Here is a 22943-nt window from a genome sequence, read left to right on the forward strand (position 1 = left end):
CAAAATAACATTCCGGTAATTCCTTTAACTAACATTCCATTTTTTCGCCATTCACAACGTTAATTGCTATTTACTGGCCTGGTAAGGATTTGCGGGTAACTGTCCATCCGCAGGATATCCTGTCCGGAACATAATGCTATCTGTTTAACATTCTTTAACCCTGTAACTAAAGACTATGAAAGGTAAAGCTGCTGCTATTCCTATTGGCAGTTCCGTGGACGCTTATGTCCGGAACAACCCCGGTTTCGATCTACTTACATTTGATTTCTTTGCCGAGCATAATGAAGCTGTGCTGACGGAGATGCGTAACGGAACCCTGCAGGAAGCAGGTGTTCAGCAGCTCATGACGTTGCAGAGAGTACTGCGCATCTATAACGACCGGGATGTAGCAGATAAACTGCTGGCACTCGGTTTTGATGCTGCTCATCACATCACTGCCATGCCCCGCCACCGTTTTCTGCGTCTGCACGCAGATGACCTGAACACGGCGGATAACCCGGAAGTGGCGGCCAGCGTGTATGATAATGCCAGCGCTGTCAGCGCCAGGGTACAGCATGTTTTTGCAAACCTCCACAGCATGGTGGCCTCGCCGCATTACAACAATGCGCTCTTCAATAACGTCTCAAAGGAACTGCAGGAATATACCCGCAATATCCCCAGCTACCAGGACCTTTTCGGTACCCTCGACTTCTGCTCCTGCGAGCATTGTAAGTCCGTACTCAGTCCGGCGGCGTACTTCCTCGACATCATGCGCATTACGGACGACTACATCACGGATCCTAACAGCGGCACCATCAAAGCCGGTATGAAACTATCCGACCGCCGTCCGGACCTCTTCAGCATGTTGCTCACCTGTGCCAATACCAATGACCCCATACCATTCCTGCAGCTTGTCAACGCAGTGCTGCAGGCCCGGCTGGAGCATGACCTGGTAGTGAATACCGGCCATGCAAGAGCGGGTACTGATACCAGCATCACACTGGCTACGGAGGCTTCAGGCGTGAATAATGTCTATGCCGGGATGTATGTGAGCATCCGCAGCGGCGCCGGCGCCGGACAGGCAGCCATGATTACCGCCTACGACGGCGCTTCCAGAGTGGCCACGGTGGGCAGCAAATGGAAAATAATACCAGATACTACTTCGGTATATGTAGTAGCCCAGGACGTATATCAGGTACTGGCTACCGTACCTTATCCGTTTAACCTGCCATTCCAGCTGCCATTGCAGGAAACGCGGCTTTACCTGCAGCAGCTGAATACTTCCTTGTCCGACATCTATACAACCTTACTGCATCCCTACGCCTATGGAGGCGTTACAGCAGCAGCTGCCACCACTATTACACTGGCAGGCAACGCTGCTGCTGAGAACAACGCCTACCAGTTCATGTCCATTGAAATTATCAGTGGAAAAGGCAAGGGACAGATCAGGCGGATTACCGCCTATGACGGCGCCACCCGCGTAGCTACCGTGGCCACCGCCTGGGATACCGTGCCGGACAATACTGCTTCGTATTATATCACCAGCGAAATTGATATCGCAACGGAAACGCTGGGCCTCTCCGTAGAACAGTATAACCTGCTGCTGCTGCCGGCTACTATCGACGGGCCTTCGTTGTCTCCTGACTTCGGATATAACAACTTAACCACCGATGAACTGCTGAAGAAGCTGTCGCCCCTGCGTAGTTTCCTTTACCGCACGGGCCTGGACAGGCAGGCATTTCTCTCCCTGCTCTTCCAGGACCTGAGTCCGCAGGAACTGGCCGCCGGCGTTGCAGAAACCTTCTTCATCAACAACACCGGTGAAGGGCTGCCCTATATGCGTATCACTACCGTGGATGACGGTGCGGGAAATGTATTTGAAAAAATCGATCATCTCTCTATCAAAAGGCTGGATCGCCTGAACCGCTTTATCCGCCTGCAGCAATGCACCGGATGGAGCTACGCAGATATGGACTGGCTGATGAAAACTTTTGTGCAGACAGAAATTACGCCGGTCTTTATTGAAAAACTGGCGGTTACCTGGAGCCTGCACAAGCGTACGCAAATGTCGCCGCTGGAGCTGAGCAGCTTCTGGTGGAATATGAAAACTATCGGCAGAAAATCTGATACCCTGCCCAGGGATTTTTTTGACACGGTGTTCAATAACCCGGCCCTGCTCAAAGGCAAGGATCCGTATAATGCCACCTCTTATGTCCCTTTCAACCCCAATGTTGACCAGTCCTGGGAAATCGGCAGCTATGCCGGCGTCAATACGGATATCCGCAGCCGCCTCAAAGCCGCGCTGAACCTGGGAGACAATGACCTTACCGAGCTGGCTGTTTATGTGTATTACCTGGTTACGCCATCCCCGGCAGCTCCTTACAAGCTCCCGCTTACGCTGACCAACCTGACCTGGCTGTACCGGCTTTCAAAACTGGCGGCTGTCAATAAACTTACCATAAACGACCTGTTACTATTCCTCTCCCTTATCTACTATCCGCAGGTACAGGATTACAAAACGCCTCCTGCCGGCTCGCTCACCGGCAGCCTGGACCTGCTGGTGAGATTCCAGCAGGAATATGACTGGCTGAAATCCACCCGCTTCACCATTCCGCAGCTGCAGTTTATTCTCACCGGACATACACAGCCTAAGTTCGACATAGGCTATAATGTAAACACCCTGTTCTCCTTTGTCACCAAACTGGCTGTACTCACAGAAGGCGCGCGTATCAATAAGGACTCATTTGTCTTTAATGACGTAGACCAGCAGGAATCCGGCTATATTTTTGACAGGCTGCTGGCCCGGCAGTTCATCAACAGCGCCGGTATTACCCTTGCGAAAGCTATCAGCTATGATGAGGCCTCCGCTACGTTGCCGGTATCGCAGAACGCTTTTGTCAATGAAGAGATTTCTCCGGAAGAATCCCTGCAGATATTTAACCAGCTGGCAGCGCAGCAACCGCCATTGCTGACGAATGTGGTAACCAGAAATGAGCTGAAGTATGCACAGCTGAGCAGCAGCTTCACTGCGTATACCAGCCTCAGTTTTTTGTTTGACTCCAAAGGAGCCGGACAGAAAAATATGATTACCGCCTACGATGGCGCTACCGTTACCGCTACAGTAGGCACCGCATGGGGAGTCATACCGGATGCTACTTCCTGGTATGAAATTGTTGCGGATGTTGCCCGCAATACCGCCGTTGCCGCCACAGAAGACACGATCACACTGGCTGCCGGCGGTGTTGCCAAAAACAGCGCCTACAACGGTATGACCATCACCATTACCGGTGGTAAAGGCACAGACCAGGTACGCACCATCACCGACTATACAGGCAGCAGCCATGTGGCCGTAGTGAACCGGGACTGGGAAGTGATTCCTGACAATACTTCCACCTATGCGATCACCTATACCGTGGCCGAAGGGCTTGCCCAGAGCGCTACCGGTACCACCATTGTGCTGGCGGCCGACAGCTCGCCGGTGAATGATGCCTATGATAACATGGAAATCAGGATCACCGCCTATCCGAAAGCCGCTGTAAGACGCAGTCAGGTCAAATCGGTGCTGATGCAGTATTTCAACAATATCTCACACATACAGGAAATATTCTCTACTGCTTTTTCTTTCCAGAACAGGAGCGCACTGGAAGAATTATCTTCCTTCCTGCACACCACGCCGCAGCTGCTATCGCTGATGCTGCCGTTCTCCGCTTCTGTCATCGATCTCGGAGATTACCTGGAAGCACTGCTGTCGCCCATCCCGCCGGATTCGCAAACGATCTTCCTGCCATTCCTCTTTGAAGATTCATTTGTAACCGACGGACTGATAGATGTAACAGCATCCAAAGCGGTGTACGATCAGTTGCTGGCGCATGATCCGTCTTACCTGATAGCAGTACCGGTAGTACCCGGAGAAAAGCCACGGGCACAGGTGACAAAGGCATTTACACCGGCCACCTCACTGGATTTTCTGTTTAAGGGAGATGATCAGGCTGTCATCAAACGGGCGAGGGTACGGAACATCCTGCTGCTGAGCCAGCGTGCAGGAAGGGTCAACACCCTGACCTATTCCTCTTCCAGGGCCATCATGCTGGTGACTACCCTGAACCTCACGCTGGCAGAGGCGGAAGCCGTATTTAACCAGCCGCGGGAGATACCCGACCTGAACAGCCTGCAACTGAAAAATGTACAGGCAATAGATGCATTCCGGAAACTGGACCTGATACTGAATGATACCGCCGGACTGGTAAAATACTTCATGATACCGCCAGACGGTGATTGCAATGGCCTGAAAATTACTACCCTGGCAGATCTTACCGGATGGGACCCCGCTCAGCTCTGTGAACTGATACACCTGTTCTGGCCACTGCCTGTTTCCGGTGATACCGATACCTCTTACAATTCAGTGGCAGGAGTGCTCCGCCTGATGCGGGCCTTCGACCTGAGTAACCGCACCGGTATCAACATCAACAACCTGCTGGCCCTGAACCAGCTGCAGGGATTGCCGCTCACCGATGCTGCCGGCAAAATGATCAATACTAACTGGGTCACCTATACGCAGGCCGCAGCGGCCACCCGCGAAAGCCTGAACGCCAGCGTAGGCGATGAAGCATTCGCCACGCTTATTGTAACCCTTAATAAAACTACCGACACACAGAAACGCAACGCCCTGGTGGGATATACCATCTGGATGCTGCAGGAAACAGGCTTCGACTTCATCAGGGAACCATCGGATCTCTACCAGTTCCTGCTGATAGATGTGGAAATGAGCGCCTGCGATTCCGTTTCCCGTATTGCGCAGGGTATATCTTCCGTACAGCTGTACATGCAGCGCTGCCGTATGATGCTGGAAGACGGTGTTACCGATATGTCCAACATACCGGAAGTGTGGTGGGAATGGATGATGGCTTACCGCGTATGGGAAGCCAACAGAAAAATCTTCCTCTACCCGGAAAATTATATCGTGCCGGCATTACGCAGAAGCCAGACCACGCCGTTCCGTACCTTCTCTGAATCATTGCAGCAGACTAACATCAACGATACTACGGTTACGCAATCGTTCCTGCAATACTTTGAAGAGTTCTCCCTGCTGGCCAACCTGAACTACTGCGATTCCTACAACTGCATCATCAATAAAGGAAGCCAGACGCCACCGGAAAAACAGACCTTCTTCTTTGCGCGTACCAATACCGATCCCTATATTTTCTACTATCGTATCTACTATCCTGAATCCAACAAATGGGAGCAGTGGGAAGAAATCAATCTGACCATTAATGCTTTCCATATCACACCGGTGTTTGCCTACAACAGGCTCTTCATCACCTGGATAGAAAGAGATCAGCGGTCTTACCAGAAAATCAAGGACGGCAGCGCACAGGACGAACATGTGGCTACCCGTTCAGAGCTTTGCTATGCTTATTATGACCAGTCCAAAACATGGATACAGGCGCAGGGTATTAACCGGGTGATTGTGCAGGACTACTTCCCGTCAGACTACAATGCAGGCACCTACATCAATCCCAATGACCTGAACCCGGATGATCCTTACTGGCAGAAGCCCTATGCGCTGAGAGTACCGGCGAAAACCATCCCCGGATCGCCTGCCGTGAACCTGCCGGAAAGAGTACTGATTATCCAGGGGGCTTTATACCGCATTCCTGAATTCAATGTAGATGTTCCGGCTCCTCCGGTAGGACAACGTGAAAATCAGGACAGGTACAGCTTTGAGTCTGCTATCTATGAAACGGCGTACCGCGCGAATGCGATCGTCAACAATAGAAATACCCGGCAGGGACGTATCTTCCTGAACAATTCCGCTGTACTGTTTCCAACGCTGGAAAACACGAATCCGCAACTCATCCTCATCAACTGGGATGATGTCAGCGAAGATCCGCGCCCGTACCGGCCTTCCATCGACTTTACCCAGCGGACGCTGAATGTAGTGGAAAGTGATAACGTGATTTACGATAACTACTTCGCAGATTACATCGGCCGTCCGAAACAGGGGCTGCTGGGCCAGGCGGTTGTTATGCCGGCCATAGATGAAGACCTGTTGCAGGATGCCACTCCGCTCAAACTGTTGTATAATATCAATACAACGCAGGGACAGATATTCCCGGTAAAAAATCAGCCGGGCTGGTTCATCTTTGATAATGAAAATGTGCAGTTCCTCCTGAAAGTCGCGGATGAAAGAGTGAAAACCATCTCGGATACACTGGTAGAACAGAATGCACCTATCTCCGGGCTGCCCAATGAAATAGACCTCTGGAACAAAGCCTATACAGAAAGCAACATTGCTTTCGCAGACCTGAAATTTGAATTGTACCGTTTATCAACCGATACTATTCAGCGGCTGAGTCAATCGTTATTCCTGGGAGGTATCGACAATCTGCTCACCCTGCAGAATCAGCTGCTGCCGGAAGTGCCGGTGTCTGACTTCTACAGCGGTGGCACCACGCCGTCGCCCAACCTGGTGATACCGGATCCTGCCACCATCAACCGGCTTGATTTCAACGGCGCATACGGGCAGTACTTCTGGGAAGTATTCTATTTCGCGCCGTTCCTGGTGGCAGATTCACTGAGCACCAACCAGCGTTTTGAAGAAGCGATGAACTGGTATCAGTATGTGTTTAATCCGACCCAGCAGCCGGAACCCGGCAACCAGAATCCGGCAGAAAGATACTGGCGTTTCCTGCCTTTCCGCAACATGACTATTCCTACGTTGATTGAGACACTGACGAATCCTGCTGCCATCAAGGCGTACAACGATCAGCCGTTTGATCCCGATGCGATAGCCGCCTTACGGCCGGTAGCCTATGCGAAGGCGATTGTGATGAAGTATATTGATAACCTGCTGAAATGGGGCGACTTCCTTTTCGCGCAGGATACGCGCGAGTCTATTACGCAGGCAACCAATCTGTATGTGATGGCTGCAGATCTGCTGGGAGAAAGGCCCGTTAATATCAATCCGTGCCCGACACCCAAGCCGGCTTCCTTCAATGACATCAAGGCCGCATATAATAATGTAACCATTGCGACCGGCGCGCTCGCAGGGGCGGACAGGATGACGGCGAAGCTGGCCTCCACCGCATCGAAAGAGAAGGATGCATACACCGGTATGTATATTGAAATCACAGCAGGAGCCAGTCAGGGTGAATCCAGGTATATCACTGCCTACGACGGAGTAACGCAGACGGCTACACTGAGTAAGGCATGGGCAACAGTGCCTGCCACCGGCACAGCATACCGCATCTACCAGGATGGTATTCCGCAGTTTTTTATCCGGCTGGAAAATTCCGCCTTCACAGCAGTACCGGTAACCGCCAATACTACCTTCAGCAGTATTGCATTCAATGATATACCTGCGTATTTCTGCGTACCTGAGAATACAGAGCTGACCGCGTACTGGGATAAGGTGGAAGACAGGCTGTTCAAGATCAGACACTGCCAGAATATCCAGGGCATTGAACGTCCGCTGGCATTGTTTGAACCGCCGATTGATCCGCGGGAACTGATCCGCGCAGCGGCCGCCGGCGGCGCATTAACGCTGAGCAGTCAGCTGGAGCCACAGGTACCTTTCTACCGTTTCGTTTACATGTTACAGCAGGCGAAAGAGATTACCGGTATGCTGATACAGTTTGGCGGCAGCCTCCTGGCAGCACTGGAAAAGAAAGATGCCGAAAGTATGGCGCTGCTGCATAATTCGCAGGAGAAACAAATCCTGAAGATGACCACCTTCAACAAGCAGCAGCAGATCAATGAGCTGCTGGCCAACAAGGCATCGCTGACAGCCAATCAGCAGGCGGCTGCCTACAGGGAACAGTATTATGCTGATCTCATTAAAGTGGGATTGTCTGCCGGAGAACTGATTAACATCGGCGCCATGACCACCTCCATGTTACTGAATGTGGCAGCATCCATCGTGAAAACCATGTCGTCCATCAGCTATGCCGTTCCGAATGTAGGCTCCCCGTTTGCCATGACCTATGGCGGCCAACAGATAGGCGCTTCTACAGAAGCAGCATCCGCTGTCATAGAAGTAGGCTCGGTTATCTCTTCCTTTGTGGCGCAGATGAGTGCTACCATGGCAGGATACGAGCGCAGGAGCCAGGAATGGGGGCTGCAGGAACAGCTGGCCACCTACGACGGCACACAGATCAAATACCAGCTGCTGGCCAATGAAATTGCCACGAAGATTGCAGAACAGGACCTGAAGATTCACCTGGAATCTATCCGGCAGAATGAAGAAACAGAAGCCTTCCTGCAGGATAAATTTACCAGCAGGGAATTATATCAGTGGATGATAACACGGTTGTCTACCGTTTACTTCCAGACCTACAACCTGGCGCTGGACATGGCCCGCGCAGCACAACGCGCCTATCAGTATGAGCTGAACAGCAACCTCACCTTCGTGAACTTCGGTTACTGGGACAGCCTGCAGAAAGGGCTGCTGGCAGGAGAGGGCCTGATGCTGGCGCTGGATCAGATGGGTAAATCCTATGTGGACAACAACAGCCGTGCCTTTGAAATTGAAAAGACCATTTCCCTGATGCAGCTGGACCCCAAAGCCCTGCTCGATTTCATCAGCACGGGAGAATGTATGTTCAACTTCCCGGAGAAAATGTTCGACGATGATTATCCCGGTCAGTATGCCCGTAAGATAAAAACCATCAGCATCTCTATTCCTGCAGTAGTAGGGCCGTACCAGAATATCAAGGCTACGCTTACGCAGTTATCCAACCAGATCGTCATCTCCGATAACATCGGTGCAGTGAACTTCCTGCTGGGAGGCGAGAGCGATATGCCGGATACTTCGGTGCTGCGTTCCAACTGGTGGGTGAACCAGCAGGTGGCGTTATCCAGCGGTGTAAATGACAGCGGCCTCTTTGAACTGAACTTCAATGATGAACGTTACCTGCCATTTGAAGGTACCGGTGCGGTTTCTTCCTGGCGGCTGTCTATGCCCAAGGCCGCGAATCATTTCCATTATGCCGGCATCTCCGATGTCATCATACAGCTGAAATACACCGCGCGCAACGGCAGCGGACCATTCCGCGAAGCGGTGCTGAACCTGCCGGCGATGCAGCGGACCGGCGGCAGCAGCCTTATCAGCCTGGCACAGGCTTACCCCGCGGCCTGGCACACCTTCATGAACGTGCATCCGGATGATAAAACACAGACCATGTACTTCCATGTCCGGGATATTATCCCGCCGCATATCAGCAATGCCGTGCTGACAGGATTTTATTTCCAGCTGCAGGTACCTGCCGGAACCATTACCACCGCCGGCGCTCCGTATATCACGCTGAACCTGACAGACAATGTATCCGTGCCTTTCAACCTGAACGCACAGCATAACACCATGTATAATTTCGACTGGAAGATACCTGTAGACAATATGCTGGAACAGGCGCAGTCTATCGCATTCAACCTGGCCGGCACACCGGCAGGTCTTAAAACAACGGACACGCCTGCGTATCTCAACCCCGCCGTCATCTCCGGCGCTATTCTGATCCTGTTTTATGAAGGCGAGATACGTTGGTAGTTTATAATCCTTTTATTCTTTAACCGCTAAAAACTTAAAATTATGTCTTGGTACGAGACCTGTAAGACCGAAGTGGCACGCATGAATCCGCCGGGTACGATGTGCGACTACAACCGTTGTCTGAGAATTCAGCGACAAATTGATAACACCTGTCATGGCAGAAAATGGACGCCGGGACAACCCTACATTCTTGATAACCCCGATGGTTCCGTATGTTATTGCTGCTGTTCCTGCTTCCAGGAGAATACGCCCATCGCCGTATCCATGAATGAATTCAGGCTGATTCAGGATTTCAGAAAAGGGGATCCTGTATTCGCTGCCAACTCCAAACTGGAATGGTCGCCTACCACGGTAGATTTCTGCACAAATGTGGAAGGCACCCAGTCAGAATCATTTATGGTGAATGTGAAATGGGGTTCCAATCCGGATCAGCAGATCACGGTAACAGAAGATCACCTGTTCCTGATTCCCGGACCCAGTGGTAATGTGCTGGTGCCTGCCGGAGCCTTGAATACAAATGATAAGCTGATACAGGCCAACGGCGAGCATGTGAAGGTAACCCGCGTGGTGTCCGGTATGCAGCGCGGTGGTGTATATACCATCTCCACTACAGCCCCTTTCAATTCCATGGATGGCCACCTGCTGAATTCAAACGGTGTTATATCCGCAGACTTCGCCCTGCAGGCCGGCTATATAGGCGGACAGCTGGACAGCGGCCTGCTGGTAGCAGATCTGGACCAGCGGCATCACGTAAGCAGTGCAGAATACCAGGAGCTGTATCATACGGAAGAAACCAGGGAATTCCTTGCTGATCCGGATGTGTGGCCTGCCGGCTTCACCGTGAACCTTCGCCAGAACCTGTACGTTATACCTCCTGATGCACGCAGCTTTATGACAGACGATCAGGCAAGGGATATCCTGAGTAACCCTGAAGCGCCCAAACGTCCGTTCTCCAACAATTACGCCGTGGCAATGGCAGAATATCTCTGGACACTGTTCGGCGCCTTCTATGGCGAGATCAACTATGTGATGGACTGGAATAACGAAGTGCCCAACGCATATGCCTTCGATTCGTACGGGCAGAAATATATCCTGCTGACAGGCGGATTGCTGCGGCAGTCTTCCCTCGACAAGGAAGGTCTTTCCCTGGTGGTTTCCCAGGCACTGGCCTATCTGAATGCTGCGGGTAATAACAGACCTGTGCTGTGTGCCGGTGTAGCGGATTACGACAGCTTCCTGTATCTGGGTAATGTGTACCGTGATAATAATTATATCACCACTTACCGCAACGGATACAATCAGGTGGAAAAATTATGGAGCTTCATCCGTGAGCCATACAGGGGAGGAACTGATAAATGCTTTAACCCTGGTATAGACTGCAGGCTGGCTACCTACAAGGCTGCTGCCGCACTGGATCCGCTGCCGCCATGCGCTAACCCTGACTATGTACCGTTCACCGTCACCAGTGCTACCAGCAAAAAAGGAGATGGTACCGTGATCGTTACATTCAATCAGCCTGTAAATGAATACACCGCATTATCTGTTATTAATTACTCCATCACACCGTTTACCGAAATACTGGGCGTAACGATGAAGAAAGGCAGTAATAAGGTAGTAGTGCTGCAGGCAGCTATTTTTGAAGATACTGCTTACGTCCTGGGCGTTGGTAATATAATTTCCGCGGCCGGTTATCTGTTGGACCCCAACCCGGCATTTCTGCCGCTTGTACTCACAAAGTAAATGATTGTTCACCGCAGGAGCTTTTCTTCGGAGAAAAGCTCCTGCACAAAACATGTAATCCGTATGCAAGCATTACAGGAAATAATCAATAAAGAAATGAACTGGGATGATATGCGGCTGGAATTCGGCAAGCTGCTGGGAATGACCGGCCCTGTACCTTCTGCCGTACTTAAAAAGGCTATTGACAGTGAGAAATACGCCAGCTATCTGATATCAGCTTCCAACAATCCCAAATACCTGGAGCTGATGTTTAATATGCCGGCAGATGTACAGGAAGATAAAAGCAACCTGCAGGTGCTGGCCAAAGCGGCTTCCTCTCTGCTGAAATGGGGAAAGTCAGGTTTTGGATTTGCACCGGAAGAAGTTTTTGAAAAACGATTCAGCGCCTGCGTCTCCTGCGAATACCTGCGCGAAGCGCCGGACAAGGTAGTATATAAGCTGGCGATGAGCAAACAAACGGATGACCGCATCTGCAGCGCCTGCGGCTGTGTAGCCTCCCGCAAAGCGCGCCTGCGTTCTGAAAGCTGCCCGGTCAGAAATGAAAAAGACCCTTCCCTGAACCGTTGGGGAGAAGCCATCGCCAAATAATTACCGGTCATCAACATTTATCAAAAATCAGCATCACATGTCATCCAACCCCATCAGCATACCCGGATTAGAATTACCAAAAGGAGGCGGCGCTATACAAGGATTGAACGATAGTTTCCAGGTGGAACAGTTCTCCGGTACCGCTTCCTTTAATATCCCGCTGCCGCTGCCTGAAGCCAGAGCGCTTACGCCGCAACTGAACCTTACCTATAATTCCACCGCCGGCAACGGCGTTTTCGGTATGGGCTTCTCCCTGAGCCTTCCGGCAGTAGTACGTAATACCAACCTGGGTGTGCCGCAATACAGGGGGCATGATGTTTTCTCCCTGGCCGGAGCCGGTAACCTGGTACCTGCGCTGGATGCGGATCTGAAGGTGGTCAGCAGTACCGTGCAGGAAGGCGGACAAACCTGGCGCGTTACCCGGTACATGCCGGATAATGAACAGCAGTTTCAGCAGATATTCCTGTGGGAAAATGAAGCCACCGGCATCAGCTGCTGGAAAGTAACAGATCCGGGTAATACAGCACATGTATTCGGACAAAGCGATACCGCTACTGTCAGCGATCCGGATAACCCGCAACGTATCTTCCAGTGGAACATTGAATCATCCACGGATGTGAAAGGCAACAAAGTGATATATACCTATGTAAAAGATGTGTCTGACGATCCGCTCCGGAGATGGACCAATACCTATCTCACCGCCGTGAAATACGGTAATTATATGTCCGGGAACGAAGAATTTTTTGCATTTGAAATCAGCCTGCTCTATGAGAAGCTCTCTCCCTTAACTGCATTCGCCAACCGTGATGCGCTGAAAGTAGCGACTGCGCCCGTTCGCAACGATGCGTTCTCTTCTTTCAAATCAGGTTTCGAAATCAGAACAGCCAGGTTATGCTATGGCATACTGGTGTCCCATTTTTTCAAAGGGCAGTACGATGATAAAAAAATCATGACGACTGCACTCACCTTTTCCTATAACGAAGATCCGGCTGTAGCCTTGTCGCTGATGGAAAAGGTTACCCAGAGCGGATATGAGTGGGTAACCGCCGCCGCCGGTTATAAAATGATGGAAATGCCGCCCCTGGAACTGCACTATACCACCTTTATACCTGATACCCCCCGCGGGTTCGGGGAAATGACTGCAGACGGATTTCTGCCCATCCCCGGCAACTTCACCCAGTTCCAGCTGGTAGACCTTCACCGCGAAGGCCTGCCGGGAATCCTGCTCAGCAATAACAACGCACACCTTTACTGGGAGCCGGAAGGGAATGGCCGCTATGCCTTCCCGCAGACGCCGGCAGCTTTTCCCATCGATAATAACCTGGATAACCCCAACTACGCCCTTATTGATATTGACGGCAACGGCGGCCTTGAACTGGTAGTACAGGATGGCGCCCGCCAGGGATACTACCAGTACAATACCTGGACACAGAACTGGGAACCATTTATCCCTTTCGGCCGGCCGTTGCAGGGCGTAGACGTGGAAGACAGAACCATCATAGATCTGAATGCCGACGGTAAACAGGATGTACTCATCGCTACACAATCCAACTCCCGCATCTTTTTCTCCGACGGAGAAAAAGGATACCAGTTCCCCGTGCAGATACCGCACCCACCGGCTTTCCCTTACCAGTACAACAACAGCCGCCAGGAACTCATCACCTTCGCAGGCATCTTCGGCGATGGCATGAACCATTGTGTGCGCGTGCGCAACGGCCTGCTGGAATGCTGGCCCAGCCTGGGCGACGGACGGTTCGCACCCGGTATAGCACTGGGAAATGCCCCCCGGTTTGATGGCGCTTTCGATAAGGAAAGATTGTTTTTCACCGACGTGGACGGCTCCGGCACTGCCGATATTGCCTATGTATACCCGGATCGTGTAGCCATTTACGTTAACCTGAACGGCAACAGCTTCGCAGACCCCTTTTTTATTACCCTGCCTGATACTTTCAGCCTGCTGGACAGTATCAACTTCGCTGACATCCTGGGCATCGGTATGGACAGCCTCGTATTTACCAAAATGACGCCGGAAGTACAGCATTTCTACTATGACTTCTCCCTCCATCCTGATACCGGCAAAAGTGTAAAACCTTATCTGCTGCAGGAAATCGTCAACAACCTCGGTGCAGTCAGACAAATAGAATACAACAGCTCTACCTTTTACTATCTGCAGGATAAAAGCAACGGCAGGCCCTGGGTAACCACCTTGCCTTTCCCGGTGCATGTGGTAAGCCAGGTAGTGAATGAAGATAAAATCGCCGGCTGGGCATCCGTACAGCGCTATGCCTATCACGACGGCTTCTTCAACGGCGCAGAAAGAGAATTCGGCGGATTCGGCTTCATTGAAAGCTGGGACGGAGAACCTTACGAACAGTACATGCAGCGCATATCGCCGGCATATAAAATGGCTGCTGACGTTATAGATAATAATTCCTTCCTCTACGCGCCGGTGAAATATACCAAAACCTGGTACAGCATCGGCGAATATCCGCACCAGCAGGAGATCCTGAAAAGTTATCAGCAGGAATTTTTCTCCGGAGATCCCGACAGGTATGTGATGCCCCCCAGCGTATTGTCTCCCGAAATAGACCAGTCCGACGAACGCAGCATGCTGCATGTCTATCAGGTGCTCAACGGAAAAGTGCTGCATGAAGAGATCTACGGACTGGACAACGGCAGCGATGCGCCCTATACCGTTTCTGAAAGTAACTTCTACGTCCGGCAGCTGCAGCCCCGCGGCGAAAACCGCTATCCCGTACTGCAGGCGGTGAACCGGGAAATCCTGAATTACCAGTACGAACGCGAATCTACTGACCCGCGCGCGGAACATGATTTTGTGCTGATCACAGATGAATATGGCAACACCCTGGAAGATTGTAAAATTTTTTACGGCAGACGCCCGCATAACGATAATTATCCCGGACAGGATATTATCCGCGCCATCGCCTCCACACATGCCTATAACCTGCCACCTGCCACCGGTTACCTGATCGGTGTCACCTGTGAGCTGAAAACATATTCCATCGACGGCATGCAACCTGCCGGCAATTATTTCACCTTTGCAGAAGCATTGGAACAGGTGAATGCCGCCCTGGCCAATACTTCCGGCCTGCCGATGGCGAAGCTGACCGACTGGCAGCAGAATTATTTCTGGAATGAAAAACAGGACGGCGTAATGCCGCTGCGGGAACTGACGGTACTGTCCCTGCTGCATCATCAGCAGAATGTAGTTTTCCTGCAGGATTACATTGAAAATGTAACCATCAACAACCAAAAGGTAATTACCGCCGCCGACCTGGCTGAAGGCGGATACCTTCTGCAGGACGGCTATTACTGGAACCCCGGTATGATAGGCTACTACTATACTTCCGCGGATGCTGCCTATTATCTGCCTTATCAGACCGACAACAACCGGCCGGGTAGTACACTGCCGCTGCAGCTGACCAGAACCTGGTACGACGACTACCAGCTGCTGCAGGTGAAAGTAGAACAGTTCCTGGCAGCAGGAGAAGATAATCCGCTGAACCATATTACCACAGCCGTCATCAATTATAATTTTCTGAAAGAAACCCGGATGACAGACATCAACGGGAATATTGCCGAAGTGATGTTTGACCCGCTTGGTAATGTAATCGTCACCACCACCTACAAATGGGATGCAGTAAATGATTCGCTGCTGGAAGGAGATGAACCGCTCCGCACCTACGACATCTCCGTGCTGAATAATGTGACCGCGCAAAAGGTGATCGACAGCCCGGCTACCTATCTGCAGCAATGCAGCAGTTTTTTTTACTACGATCTGAAAGCGTGGCAGACAACGCGGCAGCCGGTATGTTCCATCGAACTATCGCGGGAGATATATGTGGCTGACGGCGGTAATGGCCAGATCTTCCAGGAGATCAAATACAATGACGGATCCGCCAGGGAACTGGAAACAAAAGTACTCACCGCACCCGGACTGGCTTTTGTACGCGATGACCTGGGACGCCTGCTGAGGAAGGGAGGCGCGCCGGTAAAAAAAATGGCGGATAAACGCTGGACCGTCAACGGTAAAGTGATATACAACAACAAAGGCAACCCCGCCATGGAGTATGTACCTTACTTCTCCAATACCTGGATGTATGAAGAACAAACTGACCTGGCAGATGTACTCCCACCGCCTAAATGCCTCAGCTATGACGCTACAGACCGGGAAATCCGTACGGACGTACCCAAGGCCGTAGCTGACGGCCAGGTGAAGGGCTTTTATACCCTCACCGTATACAAGGCCTGGGAAAAAATCTCCTACGATAAGAATGATACGGTGATGACCTCCAGCTATTACGACTGGTTCATGAAAAACTATCCTGTTAATCCTACACAGGAACAGAAAAATGAAAAAGATGCGCTGGATAAGGCAGCCCTGTGCGAGAATACACCGTCTACAGAGATTTTTAACAACCAGGGAAATACGATTTTTAAAGTTTCTGCTAACCTCGGACAGGTAACGGAAGCTGCTGTAAAGAAGCTACTGACATCACTGCCTGCAGCTATCCAGGATGATATCTGGCAATTGTTCAAATCGCTTTACCTCACAGCTGATAATTACCTGAATGCAGCCTTCCGGCCGTATGATCCGCTATTCCGCATACCTGTACCCGCGCCGCTGGAGCCGTATACAGACAATATCCTGGCAGTACAGGAATACCTGACTGCCGGCGGCCTGACCGCCCACTACGAACTGGACATAAAAGGCCGCGTACTTCGCTTTACAGATCCGAGGTTCTACTACAGCAACATGCGGCACGGCACGGATTACTTTACAGATAAATCATCGTATGCCCTCAACGGCGAAAAGCCTTTCCTGACAGATTCCTGCGACAGCGGACAACAGCTGTCACTCAGCAATATTTTCGAAAATCCCTTTAAGGTATGGGATGCACGCGGTTTCATGCAGTATACCGTATACGATGAACTGCAGCGGGTGCTGTCCCTCCATGTGAGCGGTACAGAAATACCGCCCGATAATCCGCCTGCCGGCTGGAAACCGCTGGTACTGGATAATACCGTGGAGATGTATACCTATGGAGAAGGCGTGACAGATGCAAAGCGGAGAAACCTTTTCGGACAGCCCTATATCTGTAAAGACCAGGCGGGCAGGGTAACGTATAACGCCTATACGCTGAACAACAAGGCCACGTCACTGGAACGCGTTCTGTTAAAGAACTATGACTCGGAAGTAAACTGGAGCAATAATCCTGAACTGGAAACTATCCGGTATGTAAGGACTTACACCTATACAGAACAGGATGCTATACTGACAGAAACAGATCTGCTGGGAGAAGATAAAGTATTTGGTAAAGCCAATACCTACAATGAATCCGGCGCCGTAATGACGGTGAATGAAACTACCTATGCCCCTGTGAAAGGAGCGTCAGCGCCGGTGGTACAGCCGGTGATCACCGCCATAGAATACTATCCGAACAAGCAGCCAGTGCGGGTTACATTCGGTAATGGTATGCGTACTGATTATGCCTACGAGTATACCACACAACGGATGATCAGTATCCGCAGCGCCGGCAATACCTCCCTCACAGGTACGGAATTGCAGCAGCTGCAGTACACCTACGACCCGATGGGTAACATCACGCGCATCACCGACAACTCCTTCACACCCGTAGCCTGCTATGGTACCGGTACTGATCCGATCAAAGACTACTGGTATGATCCGTTGTATCAGCTGGTGAAAGGTACAGGACGGCAGCATGTATCCCTGAACAGCAACAGCTACATCGATGGTTTTAAGGAAAGCGCCTGGTTTAACTTCTGTCCGGCTAACCCTGACGATGCCAACCTGCTGGTGAGCTTTACGGAAAACTATTTGTATGATTTCTCCGGAAACCTGTATTCGCTGCAGCATATTACCGGTAGTGCCCAGGGACGCAACTGGACGCGCAACAATGCGGTGAACGCAGACAATAACCACCTGAGCGCCTGGAGTTACGACCGGGCAGGAAATCAGCTGTCTGCCTACGAAAATAGTGCTGCCCCCTTGTCCTGGAGTTACCGGAATATGCCGTCAGCCGCCACTCTGCTGCAGCGGCCGGACTATAAAGACGATACTGAATACTACAGCTATGATGCCTCCGGCACCCGTGTCCGCAGAGTGATTACCACCCTGGCTAACGGTAACGTATCTACGGAGGAATATATCTACCTGGATGGCTGGAATATTAAAAGAAGGAAAACAGCTGCAGGAGAGGTAACAGAAGAGCGGTATACCAGTATGGTCGCTGCCGAACAGAAAGATGCAGCTATCATCTATTACTGGAAAATATCCCCTGACACTTCGCTGCAGGAAAGCCGGCAGGTACGTTTCCAGCTCAACGATCTGGAAGGCACCATCTGCGTGGAAGTAGACATGCAGGCCAGCCGCATCACTTACGAAGAGTTCCTGCCATTCGGAGAATCCGCCTTTGTGGCGGGTATCAGCCAGAGTGAGATGAAGCTGAAAGACTACCGCTTCGTGGGCAAGGAGCGCGATGATACCACCGGCCTGGATTATGTAGGCGCGCGCTATTACGCCTCCTGGATGGGCCGCTGGATCTCTGCAGATCCAAAGAAACAGTTTGCCTCCGCCTATACCTATTCGTATAACAACCCTGTTACCAGTAAAGATCCGAACGGGCAATGGGCCTGGCTGATCCCTATTATCATCGGCGGCCTGATGTCCAGTACCACCGTATACAACAGCGGCCGTTACAGGGGAGAAACCAGAAGATCCGTAGCACTTCGCATACTGATGGGCTTCGTCTCCGGGTCACTCACCGGCGCTTTGTCGTACGGTATCTCCGGGTCCGGATCCATTGCTTCACAGACGCTGAGCATGATCGCTTCCTCCACCATCGGTTCCTATCTGCTGAACAGGCTCACCTTCGGCAGAACGGATGTCAATACCAGCTTCGGCGTTGGCGGCTACAACTGGACCCAGGGCCGGTTCGACTACCTGGGAAGGGCCGGCAACACGTTGCTGCAAAATATCGGCTACCTGTCAGGCCTGCTGGTCAACATCTCCGACGCGCGCGCCCTCAACCGGGGTATCAACGCAGAACTGGTGACAGAATTCCCTGACGTTATCGGGCACTCCGCCATCGTTAACCCTACAGAACACATCGATATCTCCGTAGGGCCGATGAACGGCGGATATTATGCGCCGCAGAATACACTTTCAGATACGCTGACCTTCAACAACCGTGTAGTTCCCGGACAGATCTGGGAAAACTATCACGGAGATCCCAACGGATGGTCGTTTCCGTTATTCAATATTAACGGGGATGTACTGAGAAGCCATTCAGATCATATTGCCACCAACACCCATTCATTGGCATTGCCTTACTCGGGGCTGTCAGACAGCTGCGCCACCTACACCTACCGTGCATTATGGGACGCCGGCGTTATCATCCTGCTGCCGCCATACGCTATCCACCCGGTATTCCTGCCGATACAGCTGATCCTGCGTCAGATAGGTATTTCGGTGAATCCGTTTGCGACCAGTTCGGCGAGCTCGAGAGTACAAGTACATGAAGATTAAGGGGGATCAATTGCGAATTACGAATTGCGAATTACGAATGTAGGCGCGAAGATTTAAACGAAGATTAATGGTGATACTTAATACTTATCACCATTAATCTTCGTTTAAATCTTCGCGCCTACATTCGTAATTCGCAATTCGTAATTCGTAATTCGTAATTCAAAATTTATTTCATACCCTGATACACTGCCACCTTAAACTCTTCTCCTATATTCCAGTATGGTGATAAGTATTCCTGGGTGAAGAGGAGTCCGATGATGCCTTCCTTTGGATCGGCCCAGTAGTGGGTGTTGAAGGCGCCGCCCCATCCGAAGGAGCCTTTGCTGAAGGGCTGGAGGTAGTCGTTTTCGGAGGATTCGAGATTGAAGCCGCCGAGGCTGAATTGAAAATTTTCAGGTTGTGCGGGCAGGGGAGAAGGATAGACGCCGGCGGTGAGCTGATTGGTGAGCATCAGTTCAACAGTTTTGCGGCCGATGATCCTCTTGTTTTTATAGTAGCCGTTGTTGAGATAGACGGACAGGAATTTCGCATAGTCGTTGACGGTAGAAGACAGTCCTGCGCCGCCGGAGAGGTAGGTGCCTTGTTTGGCGGGGAACAGCGGGTCTACGCCTTCATACAGCGGGTGAGTGACTTTTACCATTTTACCATTTACATCTTCGTAGAGGGCCACGAGGCGTGGTGCCTTATCCTTGGGAAGATGGAAGTAGGTGTCATGCATTTCCAGCGGGGTGAAGATCCTTTCTTTCATGAATACGTCCAGGGGTTGTCCGCTCCATATTTCCACGAGATAGCCGAGTATATCGGTATTGAGTCCGTAGGTGAAGGCCTTGCCCGGATCGTGCTGCAGTGGCTGTTTGCCGAGGATATTGATTTTTGTTTTCAGGTCGGAGGCCATGGTGCCGATACCGCTTACCACGCCGGCTTTGGCATAGATGGCCTGCATCTCAGGATCGCTGAATACGGCCGCGTATGCGATACCGGAAGTATGGCGGAGCAGATCGCGGATGGTGATTTCCCGGGATGCAGGCCGGGTAGTGTAGCTGCTGTCAACCGCACGGAAAGCTGTTTTTACACGCGGATGGCTGAAAGCGGGAATATACCTGGATAACGGATCATCGAGCAGGAATTTGCCGTCTTCCCACAGCATCATGACAGCGAGGCTGGTAATCGCTTTTGTCTGTGAAGCGATACGGAAGATGCTGTTGAGCTGCATGGGCTTACCGGATTCCACGTCGGCATGGCCGAAAGCCTTGCTGTATACCACTTCCCCGTTGCGGAGAACGAGAGCGGCAGCGCCGGGGATATGCCCGGCGGTAATGTGGTGGCTGACTAATGTATCAATCTGAGATAGTCTTTGCTGGTCAAATCCTTGCTGTGCGTAAATGCTGGTCGTAATAGTGATCGCAGACAGTGCTGTTAATAATTGCTTTTTCATATCAGATAGCTTATAAAATAATCATTAAAGTGTTTTGAGGATACCTCCGTCAGCGCGGACAGAAGCGCCATTGGTAGCGGCGGCCAGCGGGCTGGACAGATAGGTGATCATGCTGGCGATTTCATCGACAGTGATTAATCGTCTGAGCAGGGAGGCCGGGCGGGTAGTATGGAAGAAATCTGCTTCCGCCTGTGCCGGTGTGATGTTCTGGGCAACAGCCAGCTGCCGGATAAATTCACCTACACCTTCAGAGCCGGTGGGGCCGGGGAGTACGGCGTTAACGGTTACCGCCGTGCCTTTGGTAAGTTGGGCAAGACCGCTGGTGATGGCCAGTTGTGCGGTTTTGGTGGCGCCATAGTGAATCATTTCTTCCGGAATGTTAATGGCAGATTCGCTGGAGATAAAAATGATGCGGCCTTTATTGCGTTGCAGCATACCCGGCAGCAATGCGCGGGAGAGACGTATTCCGCTCATCACGTTTACTTCAAAGAAGCGGAACCAGTCTTCATCCGTAATTTCTGTGAATGGCTTTGGCTCAAAGATACCGGCGTTGTTGATGAGTATATCTATATGCTGCAATTGTGAGATAAGCCGTGCTACTTCTTCCTTTTTGCCGAAGTCTGCAGCGATACCGCTAACCTCAGCGCCTGGTACGGCGGCTTTCAGCTTCTCAATGGCTTCGTTTATACGTTCGGGTGAGCGCCCGTTGATGATAACTTTAACGCCTTCCTGTAACAACTGTTTCGCAACAGCAAATCCGATTCCTAATGTAGAGCCGCTGACAAAGGCAGTCTGTCCTTTTAATTGTAAGTCCATATAGTCTGATTTAAAATGGTGATACTTTTTTATTTTTTCAACAGATGAGCACTCCATATTGTTGCAGCTGCTGCGAGCAGGAGGAATAATCCGCCGGCCCAGGGAGTGGCGCCCAGTCCCCATGCGGAGGCCACAATCAGGCCGCCGGCGTAGGCTCCGGTGGCAGCGCCCGCATTAAAGGAGGCGATGTTCAGTGCAGAGGCTACATTGACGGTAGCGGGTGCACAACGTTCGGCTGTCTGTACCACAAAAAACTGTGAGGCAGGTACCGTGGCAAAAGACAGGCCACCGATAATAAATAAGGTAATAATAGCAGGTATGGTATAATGTACCGTAAAAGTAAAGAGAAACAGTGCCGCCGCCTGTAGTACCAGCATTACTCTCAGCGAAGTGAGCGGGCTTCTGTTCGCTGCCATGCCGCCGGTGATATTGCCGATAGCTACCGCTACGCCATATATCAGCAGGATAGCGCTGACCCATGCCGGCGCTATGCCGGTGAGGGTCGTAAGCAGGGGCGCCAGGTAGGTAAAGATGAGGAATACGCCGGAGTAGTTAAGGATGGTGGTCAGCAGCGCCACCAGCAGTTGCTGGTTGCGTAATACCTGCACCTGTTCGCGGATAGAAGCCGCTGCTTCATTTTTGATATGATGGGGGAGCAGCAGTATATTGGCGAGCAGACCTGCCATTCCCAGTATGGCTACCGCGGTGAAGGTGGCTCTCCATCCGAAGTGCTGTCCGATGATAGTACCTGCGGGTACGCCTGTTACCATGGCGATGGTGAGGCCGGCAAACATCAGCGCAATAGCGCTGGCTCTTCTGTCCGGCGTTACCAGTGCTGCGGCGATGGTAGCGCCGGTGGCAAAGAATACGCCGTGGGCAAATCCGGTAATGACACGGGCTATTGATAAGGTAAGATATCCGGGGGATAGGGCTGCCGCTGTATTTCCTGCCACGAAGAGCAGCATCAGCCCTATGAGCAGGCGGCGACGGGGAATGTGACTGGTGAGTGCAGTGAGCACCGGTGCGCCGATGGCCACACCGATAGCGTAGAAGCTCACCAGCAGGCCCGCGGCGGGTATGCTTACGCGCAGGTCATCTGCGATGGTGGGTAATAATCCTACTATAACAAATTCTGTGGTGCCGATGCCGAAGGCGCTGATGGTGAGCGCCCATAATGCCGCTGGCATGTTCATTCTGGCGGGTATGCTGGTGATAGCAGTTTCCATTGTTTTTCCTTTAACTGTGTTGATAACACAAATGTGAGGTGATTTATG

The 22943-nt window shown here is 51.5% G+C and carries 7 protein-coding genes; 4 read left to right on the plus strand and 3 right to left on the minus strand.

Going from position 1 to position 22943, the window contains the following annotated elements; translation table 11 throughout:
- Nucleotides 1–175 precede the first annotated feature (175 nt).
- From GWG06_RS00775 to GWG06_RS00790, 4 genes are all read left to right on the plus strand, one after another.
- A complete protein-coding gene (locus GWG06_RS00775; RefSeq protein WP_160710824.1) occupies nt 176–9520 on the plus strand; it encodes a Tc toxin subunit A-related protein in 9345 nt (3114 codons plus the stop codon).
- A gap of 42 nt (nt 9521–9562) precedes the next feature.
- Nucleotides 9563–11260 carry a Hint domain-containing protein gene (locus GWG06_RS00780; protein ID WP_160710825.1) on the plus strand — a complete coding sequence of 566 codons (1698 nt, stop codon included), beginning with the start codon at nt 9563–9565 and terminating at the stop codon, nt 11258–11260.
- Between the two features lie 63 nt (nt 11261–11323).
- Nucleotides 11324–11848, plus strand: coding sequence for a hypothetical protein (locus tag GWG06_RS00785; protein ID WP_160710826.1), 525 nt, complete (start codon nt 11324–11326; stop codon nt 11846–11848).
- 37 nt (nt 11849–11885) lie between these two features.
- Nucleotides 11886–19418, plus strand: a complete 7533-nt coding sequence (locus GWG06_RS00790; protein ID WP_160710827.1) for a SpvB/TcaC N-terminal domain-containing protein — start codon at nt 11886–11888, stop codon at nt 19416–19418.
- Nucleotides 19419–19584: 166 nt separating this feature from the next.
- Here GWG06_RS00790 and GWG06_RS00795 read toward each other — a convergent pair whose 3' ends face one another.
- From GWG06_RS00795 to GWG06_RS00805, 3 genes are read right to left on the minus strand one after another with little or no spacing between them, the layout of a single operon-like run.
- Nucleotides 19585–20853, minus strand: a complete 1269-nt coding sequence (locus tag GWG06_RS00795) for a serine hydrolase domain-containing protein (RefSeq protein WP_160710828.1) — start codon at nt 20851–20853, stop codon at nt 19585–19587.
- Between the two features lie 24 nt (nt 20854–20877).
- The gene (locus tag GWG06_RS00800; protein ID WP_160710829.1) at nt 20878–21669 is read right to left on the minus strand and encodes an SDR family NAD(P)-dependent oxidoreductase; all 792 of its coding nucleotides are present in this window, start codon (nt 21667–21669) and stop codon (nt 20878–20880) included.
- A 29-nt stretch (nt 21670–21698) separates the two neighbouring features.
- Nucleotides 21699–22895 carry an MFS transporter gene (locus GWG06_RS00805; protein WP_202182915.1) on the minus strand — a complete coding sequence of 399 codons (1197 nt, stop codon included), beginning with the start codon at nt 22893–22895 and terminating at the stop codon, nt 21699–21701.
- Nucleotides 22896–22943 lie beyond the last annotated feature (48 nt).

The sequence above is a fragment of the Chitinophaga solisilvae genome, assembly GCF_009928525.1.
Lineage (GTDB): Bacteria > Bacteroidota > Bacteroidia > Chitinophagales > Chitinophagaceae > Chitinophaga > Chitinophaga solisilvae.